This is a genomic window from Helicobacter sp. 23-1046 (assembly GCF_053654635.1).
Window position 1 is genome coordinate 286,597 of sequence record NZ_JBSIUS010000001.1, and the last position, 19,991, is coordinate 306,587.

A 19,991-nucleotide genomic window follows, 5' to 3' on the forward strand; every position below is an offset into this window, starting at 1 on the left:
TCCCACCACAACAAATCCCCACACTAACGATAATCACAACTCCATAGCCCCAAGTCAAAAACCCACAAATTCCAAATTCACAAACAACACCGACCCAAACACCCTTTTAAACAAATTCAAAGATATTATCAACAACGATAGCATAAAAATCACGCGCTTAGCGTTTCTCATAGGCTTTTTTCGTGCAAGCGGATTTAGACATTTATGGGATTTGCTTATGCCTAAAATCGCGCGATTTCAATCTATCCGCATTCTCGTGGGATTAAACGCAGATTTACAAACTGCCAAGCTAAACCATTTAGTAGAGGATTTAGCGCGAAATCCGCATAAACAACACGAGATTTTCGCCACATTTAAGGACAATTTTTATCACGCACAAGCAGAACATTTTGCCACTGCGCCATATTGCGCTTCAAGCGAGATTTCATTTGAGCTACTCATCACCGCGCTAAAAGAGTCCAAACTCCAAATCCGCATCATCAAAGACAAGCCAACCCACGCAAAATTCTACATTTTCTCCACCGAGCCTACCACATCACACACAGGGCAGACAAACTACAACGGCTCGCTTATCGTAGGTAGCTCAAATCTAAGCCAAAATGGCTTGTATAAAAACTACGAGTTTAATCTCGAATCTAGAGATAGCGATGATATAGGCTACGCGCTTTTTGAGTTTGAGGAGCTTTGGGGCAAATCTATCGCGCTTACAAGCGAGGATGCCGTGAGGCTAGAATCCACCATAAAAGAGCGCACCTATCTCAAAGAATGCACCCCAAAAGAGATTTATTACAAACTTTTAATGCAATACTTTGGGCTAAACAAAATCAAAGTAGATTCTAGCCTCAAATCCTTTTTTCCGCGCGGGTTTAAAAAGCCCGATTATCAGCTTACCGCCGTAAGCGAGGGGCTAGATAAGCTAGAGAAATATAATGGCTTTTTCCTAAGCGATGTCGTGGGGCTTGGCAAAACTCTCATCGCCTCAATCATTGCTAAAAAGTTTGAAAGTGAAGATGAACATTTTAAAACCCTTGTCGTTTGCCCAGCAGCCTTAAAGGCAAATTGGGAGGAGCATTTAGAGCTAGTGCGGCTAAATCACCGCAAAGTGCTAAGCTATGATATGCTCCAAAAGCAAGTCAAAAATCCTAGCGAATATAGCCTAATCATCATCGATGAGTCTCACAACCTAGCCCACACAAGCACAGGGCGGTATGAAGCCCTGCAAAATATCACAAAGACGCCGACCCCTAAAAATGCGCGTAAAAAAGTGATTTTGCTCTCTGCCACCCCGCAGAAAAACTCCCCGCAAGACATAGAATCCCAACTTTGCCTTTTCCAAGACAAACTCGCTTGCAATATCGAGGACATAGACAATTTAGAATCCTTTTTCGCCCCGCTAAAAAGCGATTTTAAAAAAATCAAAAAAGAGCTAGAATCTGCGTTTAGCAAAGATGACTTCGACAAAATCAACGCCCAAAAAGCAAAGCTCCAAGCCATTTCACAGCGCATTAAAGACAAATTATTGCGCTTTGTTATGGTGCGGCGCACGAGGGCGGATATTACGAGCATTGAGAGTTTTGCGCGAAATCTAGCGGAGCAAGATATTGTGTTCCCCCAGATTTTGCCACCAAGCGAATTGCTCTATGATTTGAGAGAAAAAGCCCACGCCCTAGCCCTAAACACGCTTCATTTGCTAAATGAGCAGCAAAACTCCATAGGCAAGTTTGGCTACTTTCGCTACCTCATTTATCCAAATCTAAATGAAAACGGAAAAGCAAAATTTGAGCAAGAATACGGCAGGAGCAACTTTACACACAAAGCCCAAAGCCTAGCAGGGCTTATCAAAATCATTTCGTTTAAGCGGTTTGAATCGAGTATGGAGGCGTTTAAAACCACTTTGCAAGCCCAAATCACTTCGCTCAAAGCCTTTCTAAAAATGTTTGATAGCGGGCAAATCGCAATCCCTAAATTTTTAGGCAATCTTTACACATTCTACGATGATATTTTAAGCGATGAGGGGAGTGAGAAAATCGCGCAGTATTTAGACAAAGACAAAGCCTTTGTATTGCAAAAAGAGGATTTTGCTCCAAACTATGAAGCAAATTTAAAATCTGATTTAGCCACACTCCAAACTTTGCTAGCCAAATGGCAAGAAATACATACCGACCCTAAATTAGACAAACTCAAAGCCAAGTTGCAAGACTTTTTCCAAACCCAACAAAGCGAAAAAATCATTATTTTCACAGAGGCAAAGGCAAGTGCGGATTATCTAGCGACAAATCTAGCAAACCACAAAGTCCTAAAAATCGATTCTGCCAATAGAGAAGCAAACGCCCAAGCTATCCGCGAAAACTTTGATGCAAACTACGAATCTAAAAAAGATGATTTTCATATCTTAATCACCACCGACACACTCGCAGAGGGAGTAAATCTCCACCGCTCACATATCATCATAAACTACGACTCCCCGTGGAGTGCCACAAATCTAATGCAGAGAATCGGGCGTATAAACCGCGTAGGCACGCCACATAAGCAAATTGAAATTTATAATTTTAAGCCTAGCAATTTAGGCGATGCGATTTTAGGATTTAACGCTAAAGCATATCAAAAGCTCCAAAGTTTTCATTTCACTTTTGGGGAAGATAGCGCGATTTATGATAGTAGCGAGGAGTTTGGCACACAAAAGCTTTTTAGCGATACGATTTACAAAGAGCAAGATGAAAAAAGCGATGATACGGAGTTTTTAAACGACATTAAAAAACTCTATGTAAATAATCCCGATGAGTTTGCTCGCATACACGCGCTAAAGCCAAAATCGCGCACCTTTATCACGGATACTTTGCAATGCTTTTGCTATATGAAAAATCCAAGTGGCAATAACTATTTTTACGCCATTCACAGCGAAGATTCTAGAAAATCTAAGGTTTATCCAAGCGATTTTTTCACAATGGCACGCTATCTCAAATCCCGCATAAACACCAAACCCACAAAGCCTACCAAATCCCAAACCACACAGCATTACAGCGATATAGAGCGCATTGTAGAGTTTCACAAATCCCAATTTAGCGCACCACACAAAGACACGCTATTTGAAATCCCAAACACCACAAAAGACCCCAAAGTCCAAAAAGCCCGACTAAAAACGCTTAACGCTATGGATTTTCTAAGCGAGGCACAAATAGAAACAATCGTGCGTGTGCTAGACAAAGGGACTTTGACAAATCTCTACAAAGACATTGACAAAGCAAAGAGCAAAGAGGATTTTGAGCGCATTTATCAACAATGCCAAGACAAAATCCCAAGAGAGAATCCCACGCCCTCCACAGAGGACAAAACCCCACAAATCCAGCTCTCCATTTCAGCATTTCCAAAAAATTCCCCCTCCCTTGCAGATGGTAACCCCAAAGATTCCCACGATTCGTCATTGCGAGATTTTGCGAAGCAAAATCGTGGCAATCAAAAAATGTCCCCCTCCCTTGCGGAGGGGGATACAGGGGGTGGGTTGTCATTGCAAACGAGCAAAGCGAGTGTGGCAAACCAAGTAACACCGTCATTGCAAGACTCGCCAAGCGCAAGTCGTGGCAATCCACAAAAACAATCTTGTCATACCACCACCCCATTTTGTCATTCTGAGGGAGCGACAGCGACCGAAGAATCCAAAATATCTCACTCGCACATCAAACATAGAGATATTTCGGGCTTAGCCCTCAATATGACAAAAACTAATCACACAAAGGATACAAAATGAATGACAAAATCACACATTTCACACAAAGCACATTTGAGTTAGAATCTTTCAAAGCGATTTTAGTAGAGATTTTCCCGCAAATCCACTTCATAGAGCCAAACAAACGCACATTGCCCCACAGCATACTAAAATCCCAAACCGCTATTTGTGAGAATTTCAAACTTAGCAATAAAAATTTTGGCATATATATCTTTGAGTGTGAGAGTATCCGCGCAAAAGTGGGCATCCACACCGAGCTAAAATCTATCCTAAAACACGCAGGATTAGACGCGATTTTAGCGATTTTCCACACGCCACATTCCCCCTCGTTAGCGCACGGCGACTCTGAATCTTCCCCCTCCCTTGCGGAGGGGGTTAGGGGGTGGGTAAATCCAAACAATCCGTCATTGCAAACGAACGAAGCAAGTGTGGCAATCCAAAATAAAAGCATAGATTGCCACGAGGATTCTACGAATCCTCTCGCAATGACAAAAAAAGTAAATTCTAAGATTTTTGATGAGAATGACAACCGAGCAACTCAGCGCGGAAGTATTTTAGATGAGACCCAACGGGTTGCGAGTGAAACGAAGCAAAAATCGTGGTTGCGAAGCCACGAGCGAGAAAATAAGACTAAAGCGTCTATTGACGAAGCGAGTGGTAAGATCCACGATTTATCGCTAAAAGACAACGCGTCCACAGAATTTCGCTTATCATTGATTACTAGCGGTTACGACTACGAGCTAAACAAACCCACCTACTCCAACCTAAAACGCCAAAGTTTCATCTTAGGGCATACCAAAACCGCCACCGCACAAAAAGCCCTAGCCGAACTCATCAAAAAAGCCCAAAAATCCCCACTCACGCAAAGCGATTTAGAGGAAGCCTTTTCCCAAGAGCCCGTAAGCAAGGAATTTTATGAGCATTACAAAAAGCACTATGACGCCATTTGTGCCAAACTCACGCAAGCAAATATAGCCCATATTTTTGCCAACTACAAAGGCATAAGCGATTCACACAAAGCGATAGAATCCTTTGCCAAAAAGCTATTAGGGCGCATAGTGTTTTTGTATTTTTTACAAAAAAAGGGCTATTTAGGCGTCCCGCGTGATAAATCCTACGGAGAGGGCGATACCAACTTTTTGCATAATCTTTTTTGCAAAGCAAGACAACAAAACATAAATTTTTATAGCGAGTATCTATCGCCACTCTTTTTTGACTCGCTAAATGCGCGTAAAGAGGACGATTACTCCGCGCTTTTTGATTGCAAGATTCCATTTCTTAATGGTGGTTTGTTTGAGGACGAATTTGCTAACAATAAATCTTGTCATATTGAGCGAAGCGAAATATCCAAAACTTCCATTTGTCATACTGAGGCTTTAGCCGAAGTATCTCAAGTGTCCCAAAATAGAGATATTTCGGTTTCTACGAAACCTCAATATGACAACGCTACAATATTCCGCGCAAACAAAGCCCATTTTATTATCGCCCAAGTGTTAGACAATCCCACATTTGAAGCCATTTTTGACTTTTTTGAATCTTACAATTTCACCATTGAAGAATCCACGCCCACCGACATAGAAGTCAGCATAGACCCAGAAATGCTAGGCAAAGTCTTTGAAAACTTAATCGATTACAACAAAGAGAGCGGAGCATTCTACACGCCTCGCGAAATCGTGCATTATATGGCACAAAGCGCGCTTATAGCGCATTTTTCACGCCACTATCCAAGCCACAAAGAACAAATCCAAAATCTCATCGCCAATAAACAAAGCGATAATGACTTTATCCACAAAAATGGCGCGGAGATAAAAGCTATATTGCTAAATTTAAAGATTTTAGACCCAGCCATTGGCTCTGGTGCGTTTCCTATGGGGATTTTGAGTGAGATTATGCAGGTGCTTGAAACGCTTGATAAAACGATGAGCGATGCGCAAAAGGCACAGCACAAGCGTGATATTATCGCAAATTGTATTTATGGTATCGACATTGACGCAGACGCTATTGCAATCGCACGGCTTCGCTTTTGGCTATCAATCGCTGTCGATGAAGTCAGCCCAAGCCCACTTCCAAACCTTGATTTTAAATTTATGCAGGGCAATAGTTTGCTAGAATCATTAAGCGTAGGCAAAGAGTGCATAGAGATTATCCCGCGTGATTTTATGCGCGAGATTCCAAGCACCAAGCTCTTTGATGAAAACGCCGATAAAATCATTTTTAGCCACGACATAGCAAAGAGTTTGCAAAATCTCTTTTTGGACTACTACGCCCAAAATGACGCACACAAAAAGCACACGCTCAAATCTCAAATCAAATCCATTATGTCAAACGCCTTTGAAGTGCGAATCGCTCAAATCCAAAAAGACATAGATTCTAAAACCAAAGAATTATCAACGCCAAACAACGACAAAACAAAAAAGCGACTTACAAAAGAGATAGATTCACTACTGCACCAAATCCCAGCCCTGCAATCCCTAGCAGATGACTTTATCACAAACGATTTTCACACCGACAAAGTCTTTTTGTATAATTTCTTTTTTGCAAATGTCATTAACGAGGGCGGATTTGACATTGTCATCGGCAATCCGCCGTATGGTGCGAAAATCGATGAACCCCAAAAGCAAAAATTTAAAAACGCCTATAAACACGCCAAGCAAGGCACTTTGGATACTTACAAACTTTTTATAGAAAAGGGCTTTGACTTACTCGCTCAAAATGGCAATCTTAGCTACATTGTCCCACTTAGCGTAACAAGTAGCAAGTCAAATATTGCCCTGCATAAAATGCTTTTGGAGAATTGCGAATGGATTGAGGTTAGCAACTATGGCAATGCCCCAGCGCGGATTTTCCCAAACGCAGACCAGCGAGTAAGTATCATAAACTTTGCCAAAACCCACACAAAAGCCAAAAATCTCTTTACCACAAAGGTAAATCTACGCCACAGCACTACTTCTATCGCAGAGATAATCGACAAATTGCACTTTATAGATTCGCTTGATTTTATCCAAAATGGCGCGTTTTGCAAGATAGGATTGCCTATCGAAAAATCTATAATGCAAAAGCTTTACGCCCAAACGCACACGCTAAAAGACGCAATGAATGGCGATGAGCAAATCTATTATAGGGACACAGGCGGTAGATATTATGATTTATACACAAGTTATTCTACGACAGAATCCACTACGCAAAAGAGTTTTGCGGTGAGCGATTCAAAAGCGTTAGTCGCGCTAATGTCAAGCACTCTTTTTTGGTGGTTTAGAAATGCTTATAGCGAGGGACGACATAGCTATGTGTATGAATTTGAGCGATTTCCTATCCCAACATTTAGCGATAAAGTCCTAAAACAATTATGCGATTTGGGCGAAAAATATGAAAGCGATATAGAGAAAAATGCAGATTTTAGCAATGGCGTAAAAACCTACAAACTCCGCAAATCAAAACACATAATCGATGAAATTGATAGGCTAATTTGTCCGCTGTATGATTTGAGCGATGAGGAAACAGACTTTATCATAAACTACGACATAGCATTCCGCACGGATTAGAATCTAGTTTCGCGATATATCCAAAAAATCGCCGATGAGATTGTAAATCTAGTCGATAAAATTTTGGAGTCAAAAAATCTTTGTCATACTGAGCTTTCGCAAGAAAGCGAAGTATCTCAATCAACAAAAGAGATTTTTTGCTCCGCTCAAAATGATAACAAAGATATTTCGGTTTCTGCGAAACCTCAATATGACACAAAAATCAAAGATTTACAATCCAAAATCGACTCGCTAGTCTATGCCCTCTACGAGCTAGATTCTAATGAAATCCAAATCGTAGAATCCAAAACACATTAAAAACTAAGAATATTTTAAGTTTTGCTGTGGCATAATTCACCCGTGTTCTTGGGGAGCCTTATTCCCCATACTTCTTAAAAACTTCATTTTGACAATTCATCTATCAAATCATTTAAAAACATTTGTATTTTGGTAACTTCAAGGTTTATTATGAATTTTGGTTTTTTGAGAGTTGCGCTAAGGCGTGGCTGATTGTCAATGTTTAATTTGTATAGATTTTCAAAGTGAAATGCGCGGTTGCGTAGATTTCGTAGCAAATGCAAAATCAAACCTGCTTTTTGATAACGCCTTAATTTTGAACCATTTTTAAAGCCATTTACATTTCTCTCATAATACCGCTTAAAATCCACGCTATCCAAAAAATCCAAACTAAATATTTGATTATGAATTTTGTAGTAATCCACTACGCACACCCAAAATCCCAAACTTTGAATCGATATGATTTTATCGCGCGCGGGATTTGGTTCTTTGGGCGTTTCTAGCTCTATGTCGTTAGGCAGATTATCAAGCCACGCCAAATCTATCCCGCTCATCACAGAATCGATTTTGTTTCGCAGTAGCACTTCTGCTATGCCTAGATTTTCAGCGATTGAGCCAATGAGTGCAAAATTTTCAAAATGCTGATTGATATTGTCATAGCTTGAAATGCGCCTATGTGAAAATAGTTCGCAAATCTTATCTTTGTTAAAATTACTAAAATCTTGCATTGCTATCCTTTGTGTTTGATGAAGCAAAAAGTATAATGAAAATTTGAAATTTTTAGCTACATAATTATGCTAAAATTTACGCAAAAGATTCACAAAAGGCGGATAATGAAGGGCGCAACAAACTTAGAGCAAGACTTGCAAGCGGCTAAACAAGCCACCCTCACACTCGCTCTTTTAGACAATGCAAGGCGCAGTGCGGTAGTGCGCGATATGGCGAAGTTTTTGCGTAATGCCAAAGATGAGATTATCAAGGCAAATGCCATTGATTTGCGTAATGCCAAAGACCTTGCAGAATCTATGCAGAAGCGACTAGAACTTAATGAAAAAAAAATAGAGGCAATGGCAGATTCTTTGGAAGTCATCGCAGGCTTAAGCGACCCATTGCAGAGAATCTTAAGTGGCTGGGAAATGCCAAGCGGGATAAAAATCCAAAAGGTCTCCGTCCCACTAGGCGTAATCGGCGTGATTTATGAATCGCGCCCCAATGTAACGAGCGATGTAAGTGCGCTTTGCTTAAAGAGTGGAAATGTATGCGTGTTAAAGGGCGGTAAAGAAGCCCTGCATTCAAATAGGGCGATTTTGCAATGCCTACATAACGCGCTAAAGGCACATAATCTCCCATTAGAGTGCATAATAATGCTAGAAAGCCACGATGATGTCGCGGAATTTTTAAAGCAAGAGAAATACATTGACTTGCTTATCCCGCGCGGTGGGGAGAATCTTATACACTTCGTGCAAGAGCATTCCAAGATTCCTATTATCAAACACGATAAGGGCGTGTGTCATTTGTATATACATAGTGATTTTAACGAGCATTACGCGCTTAGCGTTGCGCTAGATTCTAAAACGAGCTATCCTGCTGCGTGTAATGCTATCGAAACACTTTTGCTTGATAATGCCATTGCTAAAGACTTTTTGCCCACACTTGCTAAAGCCCTTAAACAAAAGGGCACGACATTGCTAGGAGATAGCCAAGTGGCTAAAATCATCACCATAGACGGGGAAGCAGACTACACCAAAGAGTATGGGCAAAATGTCCTAAACTTTAAAATTGTGGGTGGATTAGATGAGGCGATTAGTCATATTAATGCTTTTGGCTCACAGCATTCTGATAGCATTATTACGAATGATATTGGCGTGGCGGAAGCATTTTTAAACCAAGTGCAAAGCGCGTGTGTGTATGTGAATGCTTCTACGCGCTTTAGCGATGGTGGGGAGTTTGGGTTTGGTGCGGAGGTTGGGATTTCTACTTCTAAACTTCACGCGCGTGGTCCTATGGGGATAGAATCTCTTACTACTTATAAATACAAAATCACTGCAAATGGTGCAGTGAGAGGGTAGATTCTCTAAAATATTAAACTAAAGGTGTAAAAGAATGCGTAAAATATTTTTTCTTATGGCGTTTTGTGTGTGTGTGATAAAGTCCGAAGATAGCTTCCAAAAACTTGGCGACATATTTCGTCTCGCTCCTTTAATCCCGCTTGCTATAAGCATTGGAATCGAGGACTATGAGGGAGCTATGCAGTTAGCACTCGGCACGGCGGCTTCTCAAGTGAGTGTTGAGGTTATCAAGTTGGGATTCCACACCGCACATACGCAAGGTGCAAGCGTGGCTTTTGCGAAGCGACCTTGCTGTGATGAATATCGAGGTATGCCAAGCGGACACGCGGCGGGAGCATTTAGCGCGGCTTCGTATGTGTATTATCGCTATGGGTTTAGGCAGTCTTTGCCACTTATTGGCATTGGTGTGGCTACGGCGGCTTCTAGGATTCACGCTAAGAAGCATTCTTTTGCTCAAGTGCTTGTAGGAGGTGCGATAAGTTGGGGGTTTGCGTGGCTTTTCACTTCGCCTTATAAGCCTAAAAATATGGTTATCACGCCTGAAGTTGGCGAAGATTCTTTAGGTGGCGATATGGTGGGAATCCGTATAGGATTGCGATTTTAAGCCTATATAAAGAGTGAATTTACACTTTCACTATGCTGGATTCTGCGAATCACTTCAGCAAAGAGCGGGACGACATTTAAGACTTTGATTTTTTTGTTGTGTTTTTGAAGCGGGATTGAATTTGAGACGATGACTTCATCTAACGCGCTTTTTTCGATTCTCTCATAGGCTGGACCGCTTAGCACGGGGTGTGTGCCAAGTGCCATTACGCTATGTGCGCCTCGCTCTTTTAGCACATCAGCAGCCTTACACATCGTGCCTGCGGTATCAATCATATCATCAACCAAAATCACATCTTTGCCTTTGACATCACCGATGATATTCATCACTTCGCTTTGATTTGCCCTCTCTCGCTTTTTATCTACGATGACTAAATCCAACCCAAGTTTATCAGCGAAGTATCGCGCTCGCGCCACGCCACCAATATCAGGGCTAGCGACTATGGGGTTGGCAAAATGCTTAGACTTAATGTAGTCGCGGAAAATGATTGAACCATAGAGATTATCCACAGGAATATCAAAAAACCCCTGAATCTGCCCTGCGTGCAAATCCATAGTAATAAGGCGGTTGATTCCAGCATTTTGAATGAGATTGGCGACAAGTTTGGCACTAATTGGCACGCGTGGAGCGGCTTTTCTATCTTGTCTAGCATAGCCAAAGTAAGGCACAATGGCATTTATCGTATTTGCAGCACTTCGTTTGAGTGCGTCCGTCATAATGAGAAGCTCCATTAAATTGTCATTAGTGGGTGCACAAGTGGGCTGGATAATGAATACATCTTTGCCCCGCACAGATTCTCCAATTTGGACATTGATTTCTCCATCGCTAAAGCGCGTGGTATTAGCGTTTGAAAGCACAATATCCAAGTATTTACTCACTTCTTTGCCAAACTCTGGGTGGGCTGAACCACAAAAAATCTTAAAACTCCGCATTCTTTCCTCTTATATTATCAAGTTTTAGAATCTTTAAGCAAAATTAAATCCATTTAGGGCTTGTGTGAATCGTATATGAAAAATATTAAACATAAACACAAACATAATCCAAATAAAGATTCTCAACAAAATAACACCAAATCACGCAAAAATACAAATCACGCAATCTCACTCTTTTTTGCCTTTAGCGTTTATGATGATTGGCACACCGCTAAAGCCAAATTCCTCGCGTAGGCAATTTATCAAATAGCGTTTGTAGCTGAAATGCAGCGCATTTGGGCGATTCATTACGAGGCTAATTTGTGGTGGGCAACTCTCAAACTGCGTGGCATAATAGATTTTTACAATTTTGCCTCTATCGCTTGGGAGGTGATGCTTAGCGCACGCACGCATTATGAGGTCATTAAGGGCGGAAGTTGGGATTCTATACATAAAGTGTTGCCACACTTTGAGAATCTCATTTTTTAGCATTGCAATGTTGCGTTTATTAAGCGCGCTTACACAGATAATGGGCGCGAAGTAAAGAAATTTAAACCTCGTGCGCACCGCGTTATTTAAGGTCTTAAAGTCCTCTTTGGTGATGTCGTATTTATTCAGCACGATGATGACACCAAGATTATGCTTTTGTGTAAGCGAGGCGATTTTCTCATCGAGCTCGACAAACGCAGAGCTACAATCTAACACAAGTAGCGCGATATGAGATTGCTCTAAGATTTGGTTTGTGCGCATTAGCGCGTATTTTTCTAGCCCTTCAATTTTCCCAGCGCGTCTAATGCCAGCGGTATCGATAAATTCTACATTAAAGTCATCAAGTTCGATTACTTCATTTACAGGGTCAAGTGTCGTGCCCTCTAAATCGCTCACCACACTGCGATTTTGCCCTAAAAGCGCGTTTAAAAGTGAGCTTTTACCGACATTTACGCGCCCAATAATGCCAATTTTAATATGCTTTGTATCTTTGATTTGGGAATCTGGCGCATTTTCTTGTGTAGGTAAATCTCCCTCGCTAGGCAAAGAGTCTATAAAGTCCTCAATGCTTTGCTCATCGCTCCATTCTACCACTTCTCCTAAGCCAAAATACGCGCCAATGCCACTAAGCAACTGACTTATCCCGCGATTATGACTAACAGAAATATGATACATTTGCTCTATCCCAAGTGAGCTGAAATGCCACGCTTGGTCTTTAATTTTGTCATTATCAATTTTGTTAAGCACCAAAAACAATGCACTATGTCTTTGAATCGTGCGAATATGACGCACATCTTCATCATCTAAGCCCATTTGTCCATCAAGCACATAGAGCACAAGGTCAGCATTTTTGCCTGCGTTAAGACTTTCTTGCGATACGAGTTTATAAAGTTCGCTTGCGAGTTTGGCGCGTTTTTTTTGCTTTTTATTTTGCACAAGTTCGTAGTTTTGGGCTTCATCGATTCCACCTGTATCAAGTAGGCAAAACTCCTCACCACTAATGGTGCAAATCCCCTTTTTTATATCACGCGTTGTCCCACTTATGTCTGAGGTGATAGCAATTTTTTGCTTACATAAACGATTAAAAAGGCAAGATTTGCCAACATTTGGTTTGCCTAAAATAGCGATACTTTTCACATAAATCCTTAAGAGAAATTCAATTTTAGCGATATATTAGCGTAATTTAGGGCTAGGATTTGTTATGATAGTGAAAAATTATGCCAAGATTGTGTGTTTGTTTTTTACTTTGAGCATTGCTAATGCTGATAACTTTATCACACTAGGCGGTGCGAGCGTGTTTCCTAGCAGGGAGCTTCCATCAAATTATGACACGGATATTATAGATTTTGTCGAGGCACGCGGATTTTTGCTCGCCAAAAAGGACGCAGATATTGGAATGTTTGATGAATCGTATGCGTTATATATAACTTCAAAAAAACTCACAAAATTTATCGATGGCGACATATCACAGGGCAAAGAAAAAATCCGCATTATGCGCACCAAAAATGGTTTGCTTAATACTCGCTCAAGCGGGTTTTACTACTATACCAAAATGGCTTCAAACAACCACGCCTTTTTCGCCCCAAGAGCTCACGCGCTTTATCAAGTCAAGCCATATATTTTTCTTATTAGTGATTACATACCAAGTATGGAAAAAAGTGCGTGCTTACTCGTGCGTAGTAATGCCTTTGTAAAGGAGACTTTTGGGATTAAAATTGACATAAATTTAGAGCAAAATTACGCAGATTCTAAAAACGCAAGTTTTTGGTTAGAGTGTGAGAGCACTCAGGGTTTGTAAGCGTCTAAATCGCCATTCTCACAGCATCGCTTAGTAAATCAGCATTATGAAATGGCACAAAAAGCTCCACACCAAGATTTCTCGCCTTTATCATAAAATCACTATTTCCGCCTTCTGGCACGATTAAGATAAAAACCACAGAGCAATCACTTTTGCTTTGCTTAAACTTTCTAATGAAATCAACAGCATTTACTCCCTCATTTTCCCAATCCATAATCACAATGTCATAGTTTTTTGTGCATAACTCATTAAAAGCTGGTATCATCTTTTGTTGTGTAGCTACCGACACACAGGAATCCACCTTTAAAATAACCTGCATATCCCTGTTAATATCAGATTCTGATTTCCCAATAAGTAAAATTTTCTTTTGGCTCACAGATTCTAAATAATGGAGTAGTTTAAATAGCTCCTTGCTTTTATCTGATATTTTTTTCTTATCCAATCCACGCAAAAAATACTGCAAAAATGTCTTTGAGCTATATCCGCCTACAATGCCCGCATCACGGAAAAACGACTTGACATTTTCGCTTTTTTTCGCTCGCCCCCATAAACAAGAATCCAAATCATACGCTTTGGTGTCTAAAAGCGTGATAAAATGCTCGGTGATGTCTTTATTCATCGCGCCATACACCAAAGAAAACTCCTGCAAATGCGTCTCTCTAAATATTTTCATACGCTCTGTGGTTTTGACTAAAAGTTCTTTTTGTTTGGCAATGTATTGAAGCAAATCTACATCGCGTTTGCGCAGTGATTTTACTTCGCGCTCTAATAAGAGATAATTTTCGGTGTTGGCTTTGTCTCCTAAAAGTTTTAATGAGCTTTCCTTTTCTTCGAGCTCTCTGCTTACCGTGCGGGATTGGGCTTGAGCGTTTGCAAGAGAGCTTTGCGTCATTTCGATAAGCTCCACCGCCTTTAGATAAGCACTTTGACGATTAAGGAATATTTTTTCAAAGCTGTATTCCAACGAATAACTTGTCTTTTTGTTATAGGACTCGTAATCCCCATATAAAGAGAGAATCTCATCTTTTAAACTCTTTAATCTGGAGTCTGCAAGTGCGTTATCTATTTCGTTGAGGTGATTATACGCCGTGAGGATAAATCTTTGTGCGCGCAGAAAATCTAGTCGTTTATGCCCTTGCGTGAAATCTTTATATTTTTCTAATATTTGCATTTCATAAGCGAAAAATTCATCGATACATTCCTTAGATTCTTTAGTTACAGGGATTTCATCAGGGTCTATGGGTTTGGGTTTTGGGCGGATTTTAAATACTTTGCCATTCTCCGCGTCAAATTCAATTTCTGCTCCAATCTCAAGCTCACTTTCCTTGCCCTCCCATAGCTCAAGTGCGAAATCATATTGTCGTTTATTGACGGCTTGCTCTATTTTGCCACTTTGTTCTTGGGGATTGAGTGCTGTTAAGATTCCTTGATACATTTCTATACTCGCAATTATGCACCAAATGTCTGCCCATAGGCTTTGGTTCTTTGGTTGCTATTGTTGTTGGAATTGCCAAAGTAGCCACTTTTGCCAGCATTGCTAGCCGCTCCTCCAGCACCGCCCATAGTTTTGTTATGAGCGAAGCTATTTTTGCTTCGCTCATAGGCTTGTGGGGATTTATAGTTGCGTTGGGCGTTTTGTTGAAAGTTTGGATTATTAAAGAGTTTGTTCCCAATGTAACTCCCTAAAATCGCGCCAGCCGCAGAAGCTAAAATCGCTCCACCAAGCCCAAGCCCACCGCCGTTTGGGTTAGTAAGTTCGCTTGTGTTAGAATCAATCTTTTGCTCCTCTAGTTTGATAAGCGCGTCAATTTCGTTTTGACTAAGCATTCGCTCATTGCCATCTTTTGACTTTAAAAGCACGCGAGTTTCATCGCTTGGATATTCCTCTAGGACTTTATAAGTGCCATCTTCTTGCTCCTCGATGATGACAAATGCCCCGCTTTTTTGTGAAGTTTGTAAAATTTGAGAATCTTGGTTGTTTGTGTTTTCACATCCTTGTAATGCAAACGCCACTGCCACACCGATTCCACCTACCATTGCATAATCTTTGATTTTTCGTAGTTTCATTTTTTACCTCTTACGCCATTTTGTATTTTATAAAGAATTATAAAATTTTTAGAATCTAATGTCAATTTAAGCAAGCAAATTGACAGTAGGTTTGATGTAAAAATTTCAAATTTTCTTAAATCTTTAAGTCAAATTTAAGTCAAAAGCTACTAAAATCCGCAAATATTTTTTGAAATACAAAGGAGTGTGTTTGATAATCAAGCAAAACAATCAAATTCATAACGCAAATGCGTTGAATCGAGCTCGATTCACTACTACAAATCCTCACTCTACACACTTTTTACCGATTTCATATATATATATATATATATGTTAGCACGCTCGCACTTCACGCGCTAAATCGTGGTTTATTAGATAAGAATCCGCTTAATTTTGTCATTACAAATCGCAATAAGTGCGAATCAGACGCAAAAATCCCAGTCATTGCGAGTCCTTGCGCCAGTAAGGCAAAGTATTCCAAACTTTCTGTCATATTGAGCGAATGCGAAATATCTCTAAAATTTAAAAGAGATTCTTTGCTTTGCACAAAGTGCTTTGCTCAGAATGACGGAGTGGGGCAGATTCTGTGCTTTGCTCGCAATGACAAAAACTTCATATTTCTAACCACCCACAAAGGAATCCAAATGATTACTTAAATCTCTATTTCGCGCTTGTAGATTCGCGCATTCATTTTTAGAATAAAGCAATCTTTTGGATTTTAAGTCGGCGGTTGGCAAACAAGATTCGCCCCAAAAGGGCAGATAAAATTTCAAAACATAGAAAGGATAAAAAATGAGAAATTTACTCAAAGTTTGTATGCTAGGGATTCTAGCGTTTGGATTAAGCGCGTGTGATAACGATAAAGATAAAGCATTTTTATCGATAACAAAAAAATGCGAAAGCGAAAAAGACAAAATAGATGGTTGCGTAAAATTAAAATATAGCGAAGATGATTTTAAAGTTAGGCAGTGGTATCAAGGCGGAAAAGTTGTGTTTGAACTAAGCACAGATGAAAACGGCAAAGTGTTTATCAAACGACGATTGGATAAAGTTGAAGATGTCAATATCGTGTATGGTTTCCAATCACACGAAGCTAATCTTACCGAAGAAGATTATGAATCGTATTGTGTTGCCACAAAAGAAGCAAGTATAGAAGGTTGTGCGCGATACAACACACAGCATACTGAACTGGTAAAAGCTTGGCGTGATGAAAAACTCTATGGTAATTGTGAATATATTGACATTAGCAGAGCTATGAATAGGATATACATAAATGGTGTATGTGGTGTAGGCGAGGAGCAAATAAGACAATGCTTTAAAGACGGCAAGAGCTATGAATGCGATGAGAAAGAAATGCAAAAATTACTCTCACAAGATTTTAGTGATTTTTATAAACGATGTGTTCGCAAAAATAAAAATGGCGGTGGGTTTGAAATATATCCCGCACCTTGCGAAAATTAAATAAATGAAAGGACAAACTATGGGCGAAAAATCCACAATTACGCTTGATAATCCAAGCACATTTGCAGATGACTTGTGGAGTGAAATAGTCGATAACGCACTATTTTCACGCCCCAAAAACGACATTTGCGACTATTTGCTGTATTTGTTTAATAAACACAGCAAATCAAAATTTTTGGATTCAAACAGCAATGCAGAAAATGAGCTATTATTGCGAATGCCTACCACCAAAATCAAAACCACAAAGAAAAATATTTTTGTGAAGTTTATGGGAGATGATGAGCAAAAAGAAGTGTTTGAAAAGTTTTTAAGCGACTTTGTGGCAAATAAGATTGCCATAAAAGACGCAAATAAAAAAGGGCATATCAAGCTAGTCATCGAAAATCCCGTCTATCGCAATGTGCTTGAATCAAATCTCAAAGAAAAAGTGCAAGACAGTTTTGATTATAGCTTAAATAGCGAGAGTGTAGAAATATCGTGTATTGCGTTTATCGCTATGCTACAAATGGAGGCAGAGCGACTACAAACAAGTGCGAATCTAAATAGGGTGCTAAAAGAATGCAAAGAGACAAAAGCGTTGCAAAATACAGACGAGTTTATCAGCGCAATCGCGAAGTCGCCTAGTGATTTTGGCGCAGAGTTTATCAAAACCTACGCGCCAAAGGCACTAAAAGCAATTTATACCAAAATGAAAGGAAACTAAAATGAGAAAGTTACTCAAAGTTTGTGTGCTAGGGATTCTAGTGTTTGGATTAAGTGCGTGTGATGAAGTGGCAGATAACGCTGGCAAGGCGATAGATTCTGCTACAACAGAGGACAAGAAAGTAGCAAGGGCATTAAGCATAGAATCCCCGTTACTTGCGATAGATTATGATAAAAATTACGACCCATATTTCGTCATTCAATCCCAAGATAACAATACCATTATCGAGGATATTATCCTAAATCGCGGTAATTGTGGTGTGGTAAAGTATAAAGAAGACTACGATATGGCAAACGCGTATAGAGAGCTAAATGGCGATAAGCTAAAAACAAAAAACGGACAATTCGTTGATATGAAAAGGGTTATTTGGTCTAATGAGACAAATTACTACGACTCTTTGGACGACGATTCAAAGACAATATACAAAAAGATATTTCCCGTAAAGCTATCCTATGGCAAAAAGTTTGCAATACCCTATCAACTCAGTAATTTGTATGGACAAAAAATCGGTTGCAACACAAACAGCATTATCGAAATAGAAGTCATCGTAAATGGCGGTGGCAGCTATATCTTTAAGCCAAAAGAATGATGCTATTTTAGGGAGGATTCGTATGCAAACAAATAAAAAGACTATGCAGAAATATTTGCACCTAGTGAATCAAGGAGCGCAGTGGAGTTTGCAAATACGCTTTGGCGTGAGATTACCAAAAATCAGCTTTTATCCAAGCAAAAGAACGACATTTGCGATTATTTGCTGTATTTGTTTAATAAGCACGATTCGGAGCATTTTTTGGATTCGCGGACAAATGCAGAAAATGAGCGATTGCTCCAAACCACAGCGACTAAAATCAAATCCACAAAGAAAAATATTTCGGTTAAGTTTATGAGTGAAACTGAATACAAGCAAGTTTTTAGGGATTTTCTTACTTCGCTAAATGACAAAAACAAGCGCATTGTCAAAGAGATTCGCCCAAAAGATAAGGACAAAGAGCCGTATTTGGAGTTTATCATCGAAAACAATGTGCTAAAAGATATGTTAGAAGCGAAGTTAAAGCGTTGCGTAGGCGATACTTTTAGCTATACGCTAAATAGCGAAAAGTTAGAGCTATCTTACGAATCATTTATAAAAATGATAGAAATGGAGGTGCGAATCTTAGATAGGACAAAGGACTACGAATCAGCAATAAAATCGCTAAAAAGCGAATATGGGATTTCTAAAATAAGCGATTGGGCAAAAGCGGGACTTAAAGCGATAAAAGAATATGTTCCGCTTATAGTGGCGTTAGTATAAAATCAAAATGAAAGGACAAACAATGACAAGGACATTTAACAAAATAGGCAAAATAGTGGCGGTAAGTATAGGAATCGTGCTAATGGGCGCGGTGTTTGCTAGCACCAAAGCAGATAATGTCATAGAATGTAGTGGCAATGAAATCAAAACGGATACAAGCATAGAAAAAGGCGAATGCGAAGATGGCAAAAGAAAGGGTGTGTGGAAATACTACGATAAAGACGGCTATATACAAAAAGAGATTACTTGGCAAAATGGCGAAATAGTTTTGCAAAAAGAGTATGATAAAGATGAAAATCTAAAACTTACAACGGCGTATAATAAAGGCGAAGTTGTATCAAAACGCAAATATAGTGGATATAATGAATATAATGAATATAATGGAGATTATGAAAGTAATGAATATGGTAGTATAACGCATTATTATACAGAGGATAATGTAAGCATTGAGCGCGAATATAGCATTGGAAGTTTAATATCCAAAGAAAATAACAAAATATATGAGGCAAGGAAAGAAGCGGCAAAAATAGTCGAGCAACGCGCCCAATCTAAAGTCAAAAAGCCCACTATGCAAGAAGTCAAAAGAGCAAAAGATAGAAAGCAGGACGCTATGAAGACATATAGAGAAAAGCTAAGCGCCCAATATGAAAAAGAATGGCAAATCGAACTAGCCAAAATCCCTACTATGCCAAATTTTGATAGTTACAGTAATGATGAGCTAATAACATACATAAAAAACAATAAAATATCTCCAATGCGCGAGGTTATCAAATTTGTAAAATTTAGCCCAACTATCGAGGGAGATACCACAGAAAATTTGATATTGTTATGGAGGGCGGGTTATGACATTCTGTTTAAAGATACTGAAAAAAAGTTAGGAAAAATCGAGTTAGACTACCTTTATAATGATCCAAAAGATTCTTGTGAGGAATCTTATAGCGAGCATTATACTTGTCGCACATTTGCTAAACATTATAAGCAGTTGATTGATAAGAGTGCGTATAAAGACAGGATTTATAAAGCTTTGCCCAAACCCAAAAATTTATGATTTTTTAGAAATGAGTTTTGACACATTGT

The 19,991-nt window shown here is 39.6% G+C and carries 16 protein-coding genes; 11 read left to right on the forward strand and 5 right to left on the reverse strand.

Annotation, left to right across the window (positions count from 1 at the left end):
- Positions 1 to 217: 217 nt before the first annotated feature.
- The 3 genes from ACWIUJ_RS01365 to ACWIUJ_RS01375 all read left to right on the forward strand — a co-directional run bounded on the left by ACWIUJ_RS01365 (position 218) and on the right by ACWIUJ_RS01375 (position 7,563).
- Positions 218 to 3,745 carry a helicase-related protein gene (locus ACWIUJ_RS01365; protein WP_454168467.1) on the forward strand — a complete coding sequence of 1,176 codons (3,528 nt, stop codon included), beginning with the start codon at positions 218 to 220 and terminating at the stop codon, positions 3,743 to 3,745.
- Positions 3,742 to 7,266 carry an Eco57I restriction-modification methylase domain-containing protein gene (locus ACWIUJ_RS01370; protein ID WP_454168469.1) on the forward strand — a complete coding sequence of 1,175 codons (3,525 nt, stop codon included), beginning with the start codon at positions 3,742 to 3,744 and terminating at the stop codon, positions 7,264 to 7,266. The genes ACWIUJ_RS01365 and ACWIUJ_RS01370 overlap by 4 nt, the downstream gene beginning before the upstream one ends.
- Before the next feature lie 63 nt (positions 7,267 to 7,329).
- Entirely contained in the window at positions 7,330 to 7,563 is a 234-nt protein-coding gene (locus ACWIUJ_RS01375; RefSeq protein WP_454168471.1) for a hypothetical protein, read from the forward strand.
- A gap of 83 nt (positions 7,564 to 7,646) precedes the next feature.
- Here ACWIUJ_RS01375 and ACWIUJ_RS01380 read toward each other — a convergent pair whose 3' ends face one another.
- Complete coding sequence (locus tag ACWIUJ_RS01380) at positions 7,647 to 8,270, reverse strand: hypothetical protein (RefSeq protein WP_454168472.1); 624 nt, start codon at positions 8,268 to 8,270, stop codon at positions 7,647 to 7,649.
- A 105-nt stretch (positions 8,271 to 8,375) separates the two neighbouring features.
- Here ACWIUJ_RS01380 and ACWIUJ_RS01385 point away from each other — a divergent pair, with 105 nt between their 5' ends.
- Both ACWIUJ_RS01385 and ACWIUJ_RS01390 read left to right on the forward strand, forming a co-directional pair.
- Complete coding sequence (locus ACWIUJ_RS01385; protein ID WP_454168473.1) at positions 8,376 to 9,611, forward strand: glutamate-5-semialdehyde dehydrogenase; 1,236 nt, start codon at positions 8,376 to 8,378, stop codon at positions 9,609 to 9,611.
- A gap of 34 nt (positions 9,612 to 9,645) precedes the next feature.
- Entirely contained in the window at positions 9,646 to 10,215 is a 570-nt protein-coding gene (locus ACWIUJ_RS01390) for a phosphatase PAP2 family protein (protein WP_454152065.1), read from the forward strand.
- 2 nt (positions 10,216 to 10,217) lie between these two features.
- Here the strand turns inward: ACWIUJ_RS01390 and ACWIUJ_RS01395 are convergent, their stop codons facing one another.
- Both ACWIUJ_RS01395 and der read right to left on the reverse strand, forming a co-directional pair.
- Entirely contained in the window at positions 10,218 to 11,147 is a 930-nt protein-coding gene (locus ACWIUJ_RS01395) for a ribose-phosphate pyrophosphokinase (protein ID WP_454152066.1), read from the reverse strand.
- A gap of 168 nt (positions 11,148 to 11,315) precedes the next feature.
- Positions 11,316 to 12,752, reverse strand: a complete 1,437-nt coding sequence (der, locus tag ACWIUJ_RS01400) for a ribosome biogenesis GTPase Der (RefSeq protein ID WP_454168474.1) — start codon at positions 12,750 to 12,752, stop codon at positions 11,316 to 11,318.
- A 64-nt stretch (positions 12,753 to 12,816) separates the two neighbouring features.
- On the opposite strand from der, the gene ACWIUJ_RS01405 reads away from it, so the two are divergent.
- On the forward strand, positions 12,817 to 13,413 hold the full coding sequence (locus tag ACWIUJ_RS01405; RefSeq protein ID WP_454168476.1) for a hypothetical protein: 597 nt from the start codon (positions 12,817 to 12,819) through the stop codon (positions 13,411 to 13,413).
- 4 nt (positions 13,414 to 13,417) lie between these two features.
- Here ACWIUJ_RS01405 and ACWIUJ_RS01410 read toward each other — a convergent pair whose 3' ends face one another.
- Both ACWIUJ_RS01410 and ACWIUJ_RS01415 read right to left on the reverse strand, forming a co-directional pair.
- Positions 13,418 to 14,848: a hypothetical protein gene (locus ACWIUJ_RS01410; protein WP_454168478.1), complete on the reverse strand. Its 1,431-nt coding sequence runs from the start codon at positions 14,846 to 14,848 to the stop codon at positions 13,418 to 13,420.
- A 14-nt stretch (positions 14,849 to 14,862) separates the two neighbouring features.
- The gene (locus ACWIUJ_RS01415) at positions 14,863 to 15,480 is read right to left on the reverse strand and encodes a UPF0323 family lipoprotein (RefSeq protein WP_454168480.1); all 618 of its coding nucleotides are present in this window, start codon (positions 15,478 to 15,480) and stop codon (positions 14,863 to 14,865) included.
- Between the two features lie 771 nt (positions 15,481 to 16,251).
- Between ACWIUJ_RS01415 and ACWIUJ_RS01420 the strand changes: the two genes are divergently transcribed.
- From ACWIUJ_RS01420 to ACWIUJ_RS01440, 5 genes are all read left to right on the forward strand, one after another.
- Positions 16,252 to 16,920, forward strand: a complete 669-nt coding sequence (locus tag ACWIUJ_RS01420; RefSeq protein WP_454168482.1) for a hypothetical protein — start codon at positions 16,252 to 16,254, stop codon at positions 16,918 to 16,920.
- A 19-nt stretch (positions 16,921 to 16,939) separates the two neighbouring features.
- Entirely contained in the window at positions 16,940 to 17,623 is a 684-nt protein-coding gene (locus ACWIUJ_RS01425) for a hypothetical protein (protein WP_454168484.1), read from the forward strand.
- A gap of 1 nt (position 17,624) precedes the next feature.
- A complete protein-coding gene (locus tag ACWIUJ_RS01430) occupies positions 17,625 to 18,212 on the forward strand; it encodes a hypothetical protein (protein ID WP_454168486.1) in 588 nt (195 codons plus the stop codon).
- Between the two features lie 81 nt (positions 18,213 to 18,293).
- The gene (locus ACWIUJ_RS01435; protein WP_454168488.1) at positions 18,294 to 18,914 is read left to right on the forward strand and encodes a hypothetical protein; all 621 of its coding nucleotides are present in this window, start codon (positions 18,294 to 18,296) and stop codon (positions 18,912 to 18,914) included.
- 22 nt (positions 18,915 to 18,936) lie between these two features.
- Positions 18,937 to 19,962, forward strand: a complete 1,026-nt coding sequence (locus tag ACWIUJ_RS01440; protein ID WP_454168490.1) for a hypothetical protein — start codon at positions 18,937 to 18,939, stop codon at positions 19,960 to 19,962.
- Positions 19,963 to 19,991: the final 29 nt, after the last annotated feature.

Excerpts from the sequence above, each read along its gene's own strand:
- ACWIUJ_RS01405 (WP_454168476.1), top strand. The coding sequence starts at position 12,817 with ATGATAGTGAAAAATTATGCCAAGATTGTGTGTTTGTTTTTTACTTTG.
- ACWIUJ_RS01425 (WP_454168484.1), top strand. The coding sequence starts at position 16,940 with ATGGGCGAAAAATCCACAATTACGCTTGATAATCCAAGCACATTTGCA.
- ACWIUJ_RS01430 (WP_454168486.1), top strand. The coding sequence starts at position 17,625 with ATGAGAAAGTTACTCAAAGTTTGTGTGCTAGGGATTCTAGTGTTTGGA.
- ACWIUJ_RS01390 (WP_454152065.1), top strand. The coding sequence starts at position 9,646 with ATGCGTAAAATATTTTTTCTTATGGCGTTTTGTGTGTGTGTGATAAAG.
- ACWIUJ_RS01395 (WP_454152066.1), bottom strand. The coding sequence starts at position 11,147 with ATGCGGAGTTTTAAGATTTTTTGTGGTTCAGCCCACCCAGAGTTTGGC.
- ACWIUJ_RS01370 (WP_454168469.1), top strand. The coding sequence starts at position 3,742 with ATGAATGACAAAATCACACATTTCACACAAAGCACATTTGAGTTAGAA.
- ACWIUJ_RS01420 (WP_454168482.1), top strand. The coding sequence starts at position 16,252 with ATGAGAAATTTACTCAAAGTTTGTATGCTAGGGATTCTAGCGTTTGGA.
- ACWIUJ_RS01365 (WP_454168467.1), top strand. The coding sequence starts at position 218 with ATGCCTAAAATCGCGCGATTTCAATCTATCCGCATTCTCGTGGGATTA.
- ACWIUJ_RS01380 (WP_454168472.1), bottom strand. The coding sequence starts at position 8,270 with ATGCAAGATTTTAGTAATTTTAACAAAGATAAGATTTGCGAACTATTT.
- ACWIUJ_RS01385 (WP_454168473.1), top strand. The coding sequence starts at position 8,376 with ATGAAGGGCGCAACAAACTTAGAGCAAGACTTGCAAGCGGCTAAACAA.
- ACWIUJ_RS01415 (WP_454168480.1), bottom strand. The coding sequence starts at position 15,480 with ATGAAACTACGAAAAATCAAAGATTATGCAATGGTAGGTGGAATCGGT.
- ACWIUJ_RS01410 (WP_454168478.1), bottom strand. The coding sequence starts at position 14,848 with ATGTATCAAGGAATCTTAACAGCACTCAATCCCCAAGAACAAAGTGGC.
- ACWIUJ_RS01440 (WP_454168490.1), top strand. The coding sequence starts at position 18,937 with ATGACAAGGACATTTAACAAAATAGGCAAAATAGTGGCGGTAAGTATA.